Annotated in this window: 11 protein-coding genes; 10 read left to right on the forward strand and 1 reads right to left on the reverse strand. The window is 47.2% G+C overall.

The features are described 5' to 3' along the window. Positions 1-71 precede the first annotated feature (71 nt). The 9 genes from U719_RS14425 to treC all read left to right on the forward strand — a co-directional run bounded on the left by U719_RS14425 (position 72) and on the right by treC (position 9,478). On the forward strand, positions 72-857 hold the full coding sequence (locus tag U719_RS14425) for a DnaJ domain-containing protein (protein ID WP_023469523.1): 786 nt from the start codon (positions 72-74) through the stop codon (positions 855-857). Positions 858-974: 117 nt separating this feature from the next. Beyond that, on the forward strand, positions 975-1,343 hold the full coding sequence (locus U719_RS14430) for a GntR family transcriptional regulator (protein WP_023469524.1): 369 nt from the start codon (positions 975-977) through the stop codon (positions 1,341-1,343). A 35-nt stretch (positions 1,344-1,378) separates the two neighbouring features. Beyond that, positions 1,379-2,203 carry an ABC transporter ATP-binding protein gene (locus tag U719_RS14435; protein ID WP_235147604.1) on the forward strand — a complete coding sequence of 275 codons (825 nt, stop codon included), beginning with the start codon at positions 1,379-1,381 and terminating at the stop codon, positions 2,201-2,203. Next, positions 2,196-3,170: a hypothetical protein gene (locus U719_RS14440; RefSeq protein WP_023469526.1), complete on the forward strand. Its 975-nt coding sequence runs from the start codon at positions 2,196-2,198 to the stop codon at positions 3,168-3,170. Before U719_RS14435 ends, U719_RS14440 begins: the two co-directional genes overlap by 8 nt. A gap of 170 nt (positions 3,171-3,340) precedes the next feature. After that, positions 3,341-4,699, forward strand: coding sequence for an alkaline phosphatase (locus tag U719_RS14445; RefSeq protein ID WP_023469527.1), 1,359 nt, complete (start codon positions 3,341-3,343; stop codon positions 4,697-4,699). Between the two features lie 11 nt (positions 4,700-4,710). Beyond that, complete coding sequence (locus U719_RS14450) at positions 4,711-5,358, forward strand: hypothetical protein (protein ID WP_023469528.1); 648 nt, start codon at positions 4,711-4,713, stop codon at positions 5,356-5,358. A 128-nt stretch (positions 5,359-5,486) separates the two neighbouring features. Then, positions 5,487-6,194 carry a trehalose operon repressor gene (treR, locus tag U719_RS14455; RefSeq protein WP_023469529.1) on the forward strand — a complete coding sequence of 236 codons (708 nt, stop codon included), beginning with the start codon at positions 5,487-5,489 and terminating at the stop codon, positions 6,192-6,194. A gap of 182 nt (positions 6,195-6,376) precedes the next feature. Beyond that, a complete protein-coding gene (treP, locus tag U719_RS14460) occupies positions 6,377-7,816 on the forward strand; it encodes a PTS system trehalose-specific EIIBC component (RefSeq protein ID WP_023469530.1) in 1,440 nt (479 codons plus the stop codon). A 21-nt stretch (positions 7,817-7,837) separates the two neighbouring features. Continuing rightward, complete coding sequence (treC, locus tag U719_RS14465; protein WP_023469531.1) at positions 7,838-9,478, forward strand: alpha,alpha-phosphotrehalase; 1,641 nt, start codon at positions 7,838-7,840, stop codon at positions 9,476-9,478. Between the two features lie 210 nt (positions 9,479-9,688). On the opposite strand, the gene U719_RS14470 is transcribed toward treC, so the two are convergent. Next, a complete protein-coding gene (locus U719_RS14470; protein WP_023469532.1) occupies positions 9,689-11,047 on the reverse strand; it encodes a sodium:alanine symporter family protein in 1,359 nt (452 codons plus the stop codon). Positions 11,048-11,236: 189 nt separating this feature from the next. Here U719_RS14470 and U719_RS14475 point away from each other — a divergent pair, with 189 nt between their 5' ends. Further along, positions 11,237-12,940 carry a methyl-accepting chemotaxis protein gene (locus U719_RS14475; RefSeq protein ID WP_023469533.1) on the forward strand — a complete coding sequence of 568 codons (1,704 nt, stop codon included), beginning with the start codon at positions 11,237-11,239 and terminating at the stop codon, positions 12,938-12,940. The last annotated feature ends 34 nt before the right edge of the window (positions 12,941-12,974 follow it).

Genomic DNA, 12,974 nt, shown 5'->3' on the forward strand with positions numbered 1-12,974 from the left:
AATTACTTCCTAATCATTTTTATTCGATATTATATTTTTTAATCTATTACTTATAAGTTAGGATGAAAAAAATGAATTATTATCAATTGTTAGAGCTTAATCCAAAAGCGACGCGTGATGAAATCACTCAAGCGTATAATCGAAAAAAAGAATCACTCACTGGTCAGTCCTTATCAGATGTAAAGCGTGCTTATCTGATACTTCTTGATCCAAAAGAACGTATTCGCTATGATAGTCAACTGTTAAAAGATACAAATTCTTCCACTCAATCTTCTAATGCACAAGCTCACCATGTTGAAGTCGAGACTAAATCGTTACTTGCCTTAGAAGAATTAGAAGCCAAAAGTTATTATGAACGCCTTTCTGTCGGAAATAATGAAAATGCTATGGCCATCAAAAAAGCCTATGCTCAAGCAGCACGGCTTTATTCAAACGAGCAATATCCAAATCATTTCATTCTCATCCGTGAAGCTTTTGAAACATTATTCGATACAGAAAAAAGAAAAGAATATGATGCGTATCTTGATGGATTCGATGCAAAGGACGACTATGTAAACTATGAGTCTTATTATCACCACTCGAACGATGAAACAACTAGATCCACGACTTCGGATACGCAATCGACTCAGTCCACATATACACCAATAAATGCTCCTTCTTCCGGGTCATCGCGAGTCGTGTGGGGGTGGATCGTTGCAGTATTAGGTTCCTTCATTTTCACTCCAGTGCTTGCGATTCCTATTGGTATGATTATCGGGATGGGCTTATCAGGTGCTATCTCATTTGTATTCAAATTCTTTTCCACTATCATCACAATCGTTGTCATCATTCTTCTTTTCATTCTGATATTCGGATAAAATCAAAGTCTCTTTTTGGTCTTCAATCAAAAAGAGGCTTTTTGTTGTTGACTCACAATCAATCATTACCTATAATTGGTGTATTAATTGAATTAGTACACTTAAGGAGGTGAAGAAATGTTCACCGTCGATCCGAAAAGTCCCTTGCCGATTTATGAACAGTTAGTCACGCAAATCATCCGCTCGATTGCCCGTGGTCTACTCCGCTCCGGCGAACAGATGCCATCCGTTCGTGAACTTGCCGGTACACTCCTTGTCAATCCGAACACGGTCTCCCGTGCCTATCAGGAACTCGAGAGCCGCAACTTCATCGTCACGATGCGCGGCAAAGGCTCCTTCATCTCAGATATTCCCCTCAGTGAAGTCAAACAAGCCGCTATTCAAGATCCACTCATCCGTCTTTGTTCCGTCGCCGACGAACTCTCGATCTCAAACGAAGAACTCTATCAACTCATCTTACACATAAGGGAGGATTCCTCATGTTGACCGTTTCTCATCTAACGAAACAAATTGACCGTACCATGATTTATGAAAATGCATCCTTCACCCTGCCAGCAGGAACGATCACCGCGTTGATCGGTCGTAATGGTGCCGGAAAAACGACATTACTGAAAACACTCGTCGGAGCCCTCGAGCCGACACGCGGAAAGGTTGAATGGAACAACGAATCCATTCACCATGTCCCGCAGACGCGGGAGCACCTCTTCCTCGTTCCGGACTCCGTCTCCGTCTATCGTCAAATGACACTTGGCGAACTGATCAACTTCTACAATGCGTTCTATCCGAATTTCGAAAAGACGTATATCGAAAATTATTGTCGCTCGTCGAATCTCGATCGTGGTCGTCGCGTGACATCCTTATCAAAGGGACAAGCCCAGCTGTTCCTTCTCCAACTCGCGTTTGCAACCAATGCTCCGGTCCTCTTGCTTGACGAACCAACTGATGGACTTGACCGGATCAACAAACGTGATTATCTGAAACAACTCGTCTCGTTACTTGCGGAGCGTCAGACAGCCGTTCTGATTGCTTCCCATCAACTCGAAGAACTCGATTCCCTTGCCGACCGCGTCATGACGATCGAAAAACACCTCGTCCGCGAACCGAAGGCACTCGATGATGCCAAAGCTAGCATGCAGAAATGGCAAGTCGTCTATGAAGACGTTCCAGAGCTCAGTCATGCCGATCTCCACGTCTTATCCCAAACGGGTCGGGTCGTGACGTTACTCGTCTTATCGGATGAAGGCGCACGTTATCTTGAAACGACAAGCCCTCTCTTAAAGGATGCTTTACCGGTGCAGATGGAAGATTACTTCTTAGGGACATTTGGAGGGAAACGACATGGTTAAGCAATTGATCCGCTATCATATCAAGCAAGGTATTTGGCCTCTCGCTTGTTTCATTCTGCTCGCAATCTTCAGTTATGGGTTCGGCAGTTATACCGTCATCAATGAATTCGAAAAATACGATGTATCTCAGCAACCCGATCTACTCAACACTGTACTCGTCAGTCCGTTCTTCGCTGGGTTCGCAGCAATTCTGATTGCCGTCTTTGCAATCCTGATGCTCGGCTCTGAGCGTGGAAGTGGTCGTAGTTTGATCTTGCATGCACTCCCATTCCCGAAGGTCTGGTTGTTCTGGATCAAATGGATCATCGGTGTCGTGACATTGATCGTCTTCCCGATCATCGGCTTTTTTGCTAGTTGGTTATTACTTCAAGCATTCGGAATCGATCCGTTCGATTACGTCACGTGGTCGTCACTCCTTCAAGATTTTGGTCTTTTCCTTCTATTTGATGTGACGATTTTGACGATCTTCTTATTTGCCGGAACGATTGCTGGTGATATCATCGGTCAGCTATTGCTCGGGACGTTCTTCTTATTCTTGAACTACTTCACGTACTTCAGCATCTATGCCATCGGTCAGCTGGGCTTCGGTATGGGCTACGAAGAGTTAGACAAACCAATAAGCTTCCTGATGACGATTACGACACCGTTTGCGCTCTTCTTTGAGTACAATACTGAAATTAACATCACGTATGCCGTGTTGTTCAGCTTAGCCTTGACAATCGTCTTACTGATTTTCGGTAGTCGCCTCTATGTCAAAGGTGCGAATGAACGTCTCGGTCGTTTCACGATCTTCCCGAAATTACATCCAGCACTCATCATCACCTTCTCGATCTATACGACGATTTTGCTCGCTGGCATCATCGGTCTGATCTCGTCTGAGAACCAGTTCCTGTACTGGCTCGCAATCGCGATTCTCGCCTGGCCGACGTTTAGCTCGTATCGTCGGATGATTGGGTGGAGTCGCTAATGCAACGAATGGACCTTCTGAAATGACTTTTCAGAAGGTCCATTTTTTTGTTATCGATTCTTCACAAAGCTTTACACACTATACACATGGTTTTCATATTTCACCCGTAAGGTGGAGTTTGTAGTTCGTATCGATTATCAAACCCCATCACCTTTCGAGGAGGAACCTGTATGAAATTAAAACGTATCATTCCGATTTTTGCCTTATCAACCCTTTCCCTCAGTACGATGTTCTCGATGCCTGAAGCAGAAGCAAAGACAAAACCTGTTAAATCACCGGAAATCCGGAACGTCATCTTCTTGATCGGCGACGGAATGGGGGTCTCGTATACATCTGCTCATCGTTACTTAAAGAACGATCCATCGACACCGGTTGCTGAAAAAACTGCGTTTGACCAATACCTCGTTGGCCAACAGATGACTTATCCGGAAGATCCGAAGGAAAACGTCACCGATTCCGCTTCCGCAGCAACAGCGATGTCATCCGGCGTCAAGACATATAATGCAGCGATTGCCGTTGATAACGATAAATCGGAAGTCAAGACCGTCCTTGAAGCAGCGAAAGAACGGGGTAAGTCAACAGGACTCGTCGCAACATCAGAAATCACGCATGCTACACCTGCTTCTTTCGGTGCTCATGATGAGAGCCGAAAGAACATGAACGCGATCGCAGACGATTACTTCAAGGAACGCGTCAATGGGAAGCATAAAATTGACGTCATGCTCGGTGGCGGTAAGTCGAACTTCGTCCGTCCGGATGTTGATTTGACGAAAGCATTCAAAAAAGACGGTTACAGTTACGTCACGGATCTGGATCAATTGCAAGGTGATAAAAACAAACAAGTCCTCGGTCTGTTCGCAGATGGCGGATTACCAAAACGGATTGACCGCGAAAACTCGGTCCCATCGCTTGAACAAATGACGAACTCTGCCATTAAGCGACTCGACTCGAATAAAAAAGGATTCTTCCTGATGGTCGAAGGTAGCCAAGTCGACTGGGCCGGTCATGACAATGATATCGTCGGTGCCATGAGTGAGATGGAAGACTTCGAGCGGGCATTCAAAGCCGCGATCGCATTTGCAAAGAAGGATAAACATACACTCGTCGTCGCGACAGCTGACCACTCAACGGGTGGATATTCAATCGGTGCAGATGGTATCTATAACTGGTTCGCTGAACCGATCAAAGCGGCAAAGAAAACACCTGACTTCATGGCGCAAAAAATCGTCGATGGTGCGGACGTCCGCAAAACGTTGACGACGTATATCGATCAGGACAAACTCGCCTTGACGGATAAAGAAATCGATAGCGTCTCCCGCGCTGCTGAATCGAAGAAATTACTCGAGATCGATAATGCGATTGAAGAAATCTTCAACGAACACTCGCATACAGGATGGACGACAGGTGGACATACAGGTGAAGACGTACCGGTCTATGCGTTCGGTCCTGCCAAAGAACGTTTCGCGGGACAAGTCGACAATACGGATCACGCGAAAATCATCTTCGATCTCTTGAAATCGAAGAAATAAGGAGAATGTTCATGAGACAGATACTTGCTACTTTGATGCTCGGGACGGTGCTCGCTGGTTGTGGCACTTCAGCATCACAAGACACACCAAAAGAACCAGCGTCTGCGAAACAGGAGCAGCCGGTATCGCTTGAAAAAACAAGCGCCTATGTCCCGAATCCACAAATTCCAGACGATCGCGATTTGACAAAAATCGATCAGACCGTCACGGATGATAAGGGCGACCTGACGCTTAAACAATTCAAACGAGTGAACGAAACACGGAAGATTGGTCCGATCGAGATGACGATTGAAGAGATCAAAGTATTCCATGCTCGTCCAAGCTATGGCATGATTGATTTCTTCCATGGCTTTACGCACGATGAATCCTTTGATTTGATCAAGACACGGGTCACGATCAAGAATACAAGTAATGAACCGGTCACGTTCAATCCTGTCGCCCACTTCAAACTCGATGCTGCGACAGAAAAGACGCTCGAGGAAGACGTCTATTTGGAGTCGCTTGCCAAGACTTACGCCCCGTCCGAGTCACGGAGTGGTAACTTCGGCTTCATCTTGGAACATCCGGTTGACTCGATTGAACTCTTGACGAGTGATGTTCTCGATGAAAAACAAGATGTCCTCAAAAAAGGAACGACGTTTTCGACGTATCTTCGTTGACTGACATTCACACTTCTACGCTCTATCTATTTTCCGGTCATGTCCGGATCATAGGTGGAGCTATTTTGATGCCTGTAATCGTTCCGTGCTACACTAAAGGCATTATTTGAGTGTAAAGGACGGATCATATGCCGAAGTATTTAAACATCTATCACGAGCTCGCACAGCGGATTCAGGAAGGAACGCTCCCGGCCGAAACGAAATTACCTTCTGAAACGGAATTGATGCATGAATTCGAGGCGAGCCGCGGAACGGTTCGAAAAGCGATTGATGCCCTGCAAGAAAAAGGCTTCGTCCGTAAACATCAGGGGAAAGGTGTCTTCGTCCTGTCGCAAGAAGCGATCGAGTTCCAATTCAACGGCATCGTCAGCTTCTCGGAAGCACATCGCCGTATGGGGCGTCATACCGTCGAGACGGATGTCTTATCCTGCGACGTCCTTTCCGCTTCCGCTGAACTCGCTTCGTTATTACATGTGGCAGAAGGAACGGACGTGACACGCATCGAACGCATTCGCCAAATCGATGGTGAACGTGTCATCCGTGACATCAATCATTTCGTGACAGCACTTGTGCCCGGACTAACGACTGACATCGCTCGAGGTTCGATCTATCAGTACATCGAAGAGACACTTGGTCGGCAAATCAGCTACGCGAAACGAAAAATCGAAGCCCGTCCTGCGACACGCGAAGACCAAGAACGACTCGACCTTCACGATATGACGCATGTCATCGTCGTCACGAACGATACGTATTTCTATGAAGGACAGCATTTCGAACGGACGGAATCGCGTCACCGGCTCGATAAGTTTCAGTTCACTGATATTGCCCGTCGTTGAATATGCATTTTTAAATGAGGGAATCCGTAGATGACGGGTTCTCTCTTTTTTACCTCACCAAACTTATCTATATAAGTTCTTGACCAACTTATATAGATAAGTTAAGATAAGTGTGCGCAGATAAGAAAACGTTTTCATTTCAAGAGTGGTCGAGTATGTCACTTCCAAAAAGGAGCATCGAGATGAAACCAAACTATCGTCAGATTTCAGAGCAAATCATTGAGAACATCGGAGGCAAGGAGAACGTCGAGCAGGCAGCTCACTGTGTCACCCGTCTTCGTTTAACGCTTAAGAATCAAGAGCTTGTCGATCAAGAAGCCTTACTTGAAGTTCCACTGGTCAAAGGCGCGTTCTTGAACGCGGGTGTCTACCAAATCGTCATTGGTGCCGGAGACGTCGACCGTGTCTATGCAGAATTCATTCAACTGACCGGCTTACAGGCAACAACGATCGCAGATGTAAAATCGTCTGGCGCTGCTAAGATGAATCCGTTCCAAAAATTGATTAAAGTCTTTTCTGATGTCTTCATGCCCATCATTCCGGCAATCATCGTTGCTGGTCTCTTAATGGGAATCAATAATCTATTCGGAATCGAGTTCGGTGGCAAGACGATGATCGATCGTTATCCAAACCTACAAGGACTTTGGGATCTCATCAATATGATGGCTAATACGGCCTTCGTCTTCCTCCCGGCACTCGTCGGTTGGTCAGCGACGAAGCGATTTGGTGGTAGTGAGATTCTTGGGATTGTCATGGGTCTGATGCTTGTTCACCCCGACCTTCTAAACGCTTGGAACTACGGACAAAGTGCTCTAAAAGGTGAAATCCCGACGTTCAACATTCTCGGTCTCTTTGAAATTGAAAAAGTCGGCTACCAGGGACAAATTCTCCCTGTACTCGCTGCTGCTTATGTCCTGAGTACAATTGAACGTTGGCTTAAAAAACGGGTACCGAATGCGATTCAATTACTCGTCGTACCGATTACGACGATCACATTGACCGGATTCCTCGCCCTTGCCGTCATCGGACCGGTCACGCGCCAAGTCGGTGACTGGATCACGATCGGTGTCGTCAATACGTTCGAAGCTGTTCCATTACTCGGTGCCCTACTCTTTGGTGCACTCTATGCACCGCTCGTCATCACCGGCATGCACCACATGTTCATCGCCGTTGATCTACAGTTGATCGGACAAAGCGGAACGACGTTTATCTGGCCGATGATCGCGATTTCGAACATCGCTCAAGGTTCAGCAACACTCGCGATGCTTTTCCTCGCGAAAAACGTTAATGATAAAAACATGGCATCAACGTCCGCTTTATCCGCCTACTTCGGGATCACGGAACCGGCCATGTTCGGGGTCAATCTCCGATTCAAATATCCGTTTTACGCGGCACTCGTCGGTTCAGCAATCGCGTCAGCTTTCATCGCCGTCAGTGGCGTTCTTGCTCCTGCAATCGGTGTTGGCGGATTACCTGCTTTCATTTCGATCGTACCAGGCTCGATTTTATCATTCATCGTCGGCATGGTGATTGCGATCATCGTCCCTGTCGCCTGTACGTTCCTGTTCCACTATGTCTCAACGAAACGCGCAAAAAAAGCTGCCCTGAAAAAAGCAGCGTAATTCTAGAAAGGTGTGTATCTCATGATCACGACAACCGATTGGCGCAAATCCGCCGTTTATCAAATTTATCCGAAGAGTTTTTATAGTCCGGAGGGCAAAGCGACCGGTACATTGCGTGGCGTCACTGCCAAACTCGATTATCTGGCGGATCTTGGTGTCGATTACCTTTGGTTGACGCCGGTCTATGCCTCACCTCAGAACGACAATGGCTATGATGTCAGTGATTATTACGCGATTGATCCATCCTACGGAACAATGGCCGATTTCGAGACGTTACTTGCAGAAGCAAAACAACGCGGTCTGTCTGTCATGATGGATATCGTCGTCAACCATTGCTCGACGTCGCACTCTTGGTTCGAAGAAGGACGTCACCCGGATAGTCCCTATCACGACTATTTTATCTGGCGCGATACACCGAACGACTGGGTATCAAAATTCGGTGGTCCCGCTTGGTCGTTCGATGAGGTAGCCGGCAAGTATTACTTGCACCTGTTCGACAAGACACAAGCCGATCTAAACTGGGAAAATCCGCGCTTACGCGAAGAGGTTTATCAGATGATGCGCTTTTGGCGGGATAAAGGAGTCAGCGGCTTCCGACTCGATGTCATCAATTTGATTTCAAAGACGCCAGGTCTTCCAAACGATCCAGCAGGAGACGGACGTGCGTATTATACGGACGGACCGAACGTCCATGACTACCTGCAAGAGATGAACGCAGAAGTCTTTGCCGGACACGATCTCATGACGGTTGGTGAGATGTCGTCGACGTCACTTGAACACTGCCTTCGTTATTCATCGCTTGATGAACAAGAACTGAAGATGACATTCAACTTTCATCATTTGAAAGTCGATTATCCGAACGGTGAGAAATGGACGGCAGCACCGTTTGATTTCACGCAACTGAAACAGATCTTCTCCGACTGGCAATCCGGCATGAACGGACAAGCATGGAACGCGATCTTTTGGTGCAATCATGATCAGCCACGCGTCGTTAGCCGGTTTGGTGACGACGTCACGTATCGCGTCGAAAGTGCGAAGATGCTCGCGACGACGCTTCATGGTCTACAAGGTACACCGTACATCTATCAAGGAGAAGAGATTGGCATGCCGAATCCGGACTTCACGGATCTGTCCGACTACCGCGATGTCGAGACATTGAACGCCTATCAGAAAGCTCGGGACAACGACGTAACGGAAGAAGCGATTCTCGCTGCGATTCGTCAAAAGTCGCGTGACAATGCGCGGACGCCGATGCCATGGTCAGACGCACTCAACGGTGGCTTTAGTACAAGCGAGCCGTGGATCCCGGTCTCGCCGACGTATGATCACATCAATGTCGAGTCGGCTGTCGCAGACCCAAACTCGGTCTATCATCATTACAAACGATTGATTCAACTCCGTAAACAGTATGACGTGCTCACGGATGGTTCGTACCGTCTGTTGACACCAGACGATCCGTCACTCTGGGCGTACGAACGCGTAACGAACGAGGAAGAGTTGCTTGTCGTTTCGAACTTCTACGGAACAGACACGACGTTCACGTTACCTCGTGACGGGTCGGACTATACGGTGTTGATTCACAACTACCAGGAGATGCAGACAGAAGATCACACTCTGACGTTACGTCCTTATGAATCCTTGATGCTTTATCGTAAAAAGTGATGCATCTCTTGTTGTTCTCTTGATCACCATCTCTAACAACGCATGTTTTATCATCCTCGCTTTCCACAGGCGGGAGTCGAGTATGATGCACATTCGTATTTCTTTCGGATCAAATAAAAAGGGAAATCACCATCCGAGTACATGACCCGGAACGTGATCTCCCTTTTCTCATACTTCATCATACACGAACTCGTTTTTAGAGCATGTATCCTACGAAACCTTCCGATTCGCTTCTTCTCGTCTCAACTGTTCGCGGAACAGTCGTGTCTCGGCAATGACGACGCCAGACAATCCAATCAAACCGATTAAGTTCGGAATCGCCATCAATCCGTTAAAGACATCGGAAATCGCCCAGACCATGTTCAAGTTCGTCGTCATCGCGCCGGCTCCGGCGACTAAAACGAACAGGATTCGGTACGGTAGGATTGATTTTTGACCAAATAGATAATAGATCGACTTTTCACCGTAATACGACCAACCGAGGACCGTCGAGTAAGCGAACATGACGAGACCAATCGTAACGATGTATTTCCCGGCAGGACCGAGGAAGACCTCGAAGCTTGCTGTCGTCAACTCGACGCCTTCTAATTTCGTGTCCAACTGTCCCCCCATGACGAGCGTCAGTCCCGTGATCGAACAGACGACCAATGTATCAAGAAACACTTGCGTCATCGAGACGAGCGCTTGACGCCCCGGGAAGTCCGTCTTCGCAGCAGCGGCTGCGATCGGTGCTGAACCGAGTCCTGCTTCGTTCGAGAAGACACCACGCGCGACACCATAACGAATCGCTGCCCCGATTGCCCCACCCGTGATGGCTTCGTTTGAGAACGTACTGCTGAAGATCGTCGAGATCGCACCTGGAATCAGGTCATAGTTCATGATAAGAATCAGCAAGCCACTTCCGACATAGAAGAAAATCATGAACGGAACGAATAAACTAACAACCTTTCCAATCGATTTGACCCCACCAAGAATGACGACACCCGTCAGTACCATCAACGCGATCCCCGTCACGTAAAGTGGCACATCAAACGTCGATTTCATCGCGAGAGCGACCGAGTTCGTCTGGACCCCGTTCCCGATCCCGAACGCCGCGATTGAAGCGAATGCGGCAAACAGAACACCAAGCCATTTCTGCTTCAGTCCTCGCTCGAGATAATACATCGGTCCTCCTGCCATCTGTCCATTTTCATCGACGACGCGATATTTGACGGCAAGAATCGCTTCCGCATATTTCGTCGCCATCCCGAACAGACCGGACAACCACATCCAGACGATCGCACCTGGTCCCCCGAGAACGACAGCGGTTGCGACACCGACGATATTCCCCGTACCGACGGTCGCAGCCAGTGCCGTCATCAATGCTTGAAAGTGACTGATGTCACCTTCTGACTTATCGTCCTGATGCTTTGAAAACGCAAGCTTCAGCGCATACGGCAGTTTGGTAATTTGAATGAATCCTAAGCGAATCGTCAAGTAAATCCCCGTACCGACTAACAGGATGAGTAACGGTGGTCCCCAAACAAAATTGGACACCTTACCAATCCAGTCACTAAATGAATTTCCCATTCGTTTTACCTCCCTCTATGTAATCTATAGTTCCTTACCATTTTTTCAGAATTTACTGATAATTGTCAAACTATTTTTTCATAAAACTATTCTACATTTTAATTTTTTCTATAATAAGTAAATTTTTTACTTGTGACGGTATAATCAAGAAAATGAATAGTTCATCTTGCAAAAAAAGGAGCGAATCATATGAAGATTAAAACGAAGCTTATCTTATTGTCCTCCATCCTTTTGCTTAGCTTGATTGGTGTCGGGTTATACGGCGCTTCTTCTCTCAATCGTGTTGACCAAGAGAGTCAAACGATCACCTCGTCCTGGATTCCCGGTCTGAACTTATCTCATGAAACGAATACTGCTCTATCTGATTTACGACGTGTCGAATTGCTACACATTCAAGAAAATGATCCAGAAATCAAAGCCGGTTATGATAAGCGTGTCAAAGACGGTTTAGCGACCGTTGATGCGAATCTCGCGAAATACGAAAAAACGATTTATTTAGAAAGCGATCGCGCACTGTTCAATGATCTCACAAAAAAATGGCAAACTTTCAATGAGACGACTGATCGCCTTCTCGTCCTCAGTACACCAGAAACTCAAAAAGAAGCGGTCACCTATTATGAAGGTGAGAGTCGTGATTCATACTTCGCTGTTTCGGATCAATTGACGAAAATCGTGAAATACAATAATCAACAAGCTGGTAAAAATGGTGACGCTATCACCAGCGCCGCTAATACGGCGCATCTTATGCTGTTCACGATCATCGGTGTCGTCGGATTGCTCGGTGTCATCTTCACCGTCTTGATTTTACGCTCAATCTTCGGTCCACTCCGTCAACTGCAGGCGAAAACGCATGAACTCGCAACACAAGGTGGTGACTTGACGGCGCAACTCGACGTCGTACGAGAGGACGAAATTGGACAAATCGCCAAGTCGATGAATCAATTCATCGCTCACTTACGAACAATTATTGTCCAAGTCGATGATACGGCAACACACGTCGTGTCGACCTCTCGTCATGTCTCTGGTCGAATCAGCGAACTCGATCAAGATATGGCGTCGACTTCGCATACGATTGAAAACTTATCGGCGGGTATGCAAGAGACAGCCGCTTCAGCTGAAGAGATGAACTCGTCTGCCGTCGATATGGAAGCGACGATTCATGACATCGTCTCCGGCGCAGAAGCGAACGGAAAACGCGCTCAAGAAGTCGGCGGTCGTGCTGAATCGCTTCAAGTTGTCGCCACAGAAGCGAAACAGACCGCCACTCAAATTCTCTTCGAAACAAAAAATAAACTGGAAGATGCGATGGCACGGGCGAAAGCCGTTAAGGAAATTTCCGTTTTGTCTGACGCGATCCTTTCAATTGCGGCGCAAACGAATTTATTATCCCTTAACGCTTCGATTGAAGCAGCACGTGCCGGAGAAGTCGGTCGAGGCTTCGCCGTCGTCGCCGATGAGATTCGAAAACTCGCCGAGAGCAGTCGAGATACCGTTGAACAAATTCAAGACGTCTCACTCTCCGTCATCGATTCCGTCGAACACTTGAATGCCGCGTCCGGTGAGATGCTCTCTTTCATCGATACAAAGGTCGTCAAAGACTATGATTTATTCGAAGATGCCTCGATTCAATACCGTGATGATGCGCAATTATTTGGTGATGCAGCAGAACATTTTGCCGCTCAAGCTGGTCAACTTCAGGAACTGACAGCAAATATGCTCGGTGTCATCCATGACGTTGCGGTCACCGTCAATGATGGGGCGCAAGGCACTCAATCGATGTCGGAGCAAATCAATCATTCCGTTCAAGCGTTCCGAGATGTGCATGAACAGACTTCCGTCAGTCAACAGCAGGCGGAAGCATTAAAAGAGGTATTACGTCAATTTCAAGTCTAAATGAGACAAGCCCCTCACTTCCGATTGGATGTGA

It is taken from the genome of Exiguobacterium sp. MH3 (assembly GCF_000496635.1).
In the GTDB taxonomy this organism is placed as follows: domain Bacteria; phylum Bacillota; class Bacilli; order Exiguobacteriales; family Exiguobacteriaceae; genus Exiguobacterium_A; species Exiguobacterium_A indicum.

Coding starts and splice junctions, on each gene's coding strand:
- U719_RS14425 (WP_023469523.1), top strand. CDS start 72: ATGAATTATTATCAATTGTTAGAGCTTAATCCAAAAGCGACGCGTGAT.
- U719_RS14430 (WP_023469524.1), top strand. CDS start 975: ATGTTCACCGTCGATCCGAAAAGTCCCTTGCCGATTTATGAACAGTTA.
- U719_RS14435 (WP_235147604.1), top strand. CDS start 1,379: ATGATTTATGAAAATGCATCCTTCACCCTGCCAGCAGGAACGATCACC.
- U719_RS14440 (WP_023469526.1), top strand. CDS start 2,196: ATGGTTAAGCAATTGATCCGCTATCATATCAAGCAAGGTATTTGGCCT.
- U719_RS14445 (WP_023469527.1), top strand. CDS start 3,341: ATGAAATTAAAACGTATCATTCCGATTTTTGCCTTATCAACCCTTTCC.
- U719_RS14450 (WP_023469528.1), top strand. CDS start 4,711: ATGAGACAGATACTTGCTACTTTGATGCTCGGGACGGTGCTCGCTGGT.
- treR (WP_023469529.1), top strand. CDS start 5,487: ATGCCGAAGTATTTAAACATCTATCACGAGCTCGCACAGCGGATTCAG.
- treP (WP_023469530.1), top strand. CDS start 6,377: ATGAAACCAAACTATCGTCAGATTTCAGAGCAAATCATTGAGAACATC.
- treC (WP_023469531.1), top strand. CDS start 7,838: ATGATCACGACAACCGATTGGCGCAAATCCGCCGTTTATCAAATTTAT.
- U719_RS14470 (WP_023469532.1), bottom strand. CDS start 11,047: ATGGGAAATTCATTTAGTGACTGGATTGGTAAGGTGTCCAATTTTGTT.
- U719_RS14475 (WP_023469533.1), top strand. CDS start 11,237: ATGAAGATTAAAACGAAGCTTATCTTATTGTCCTCCATCCTTTTGCTT.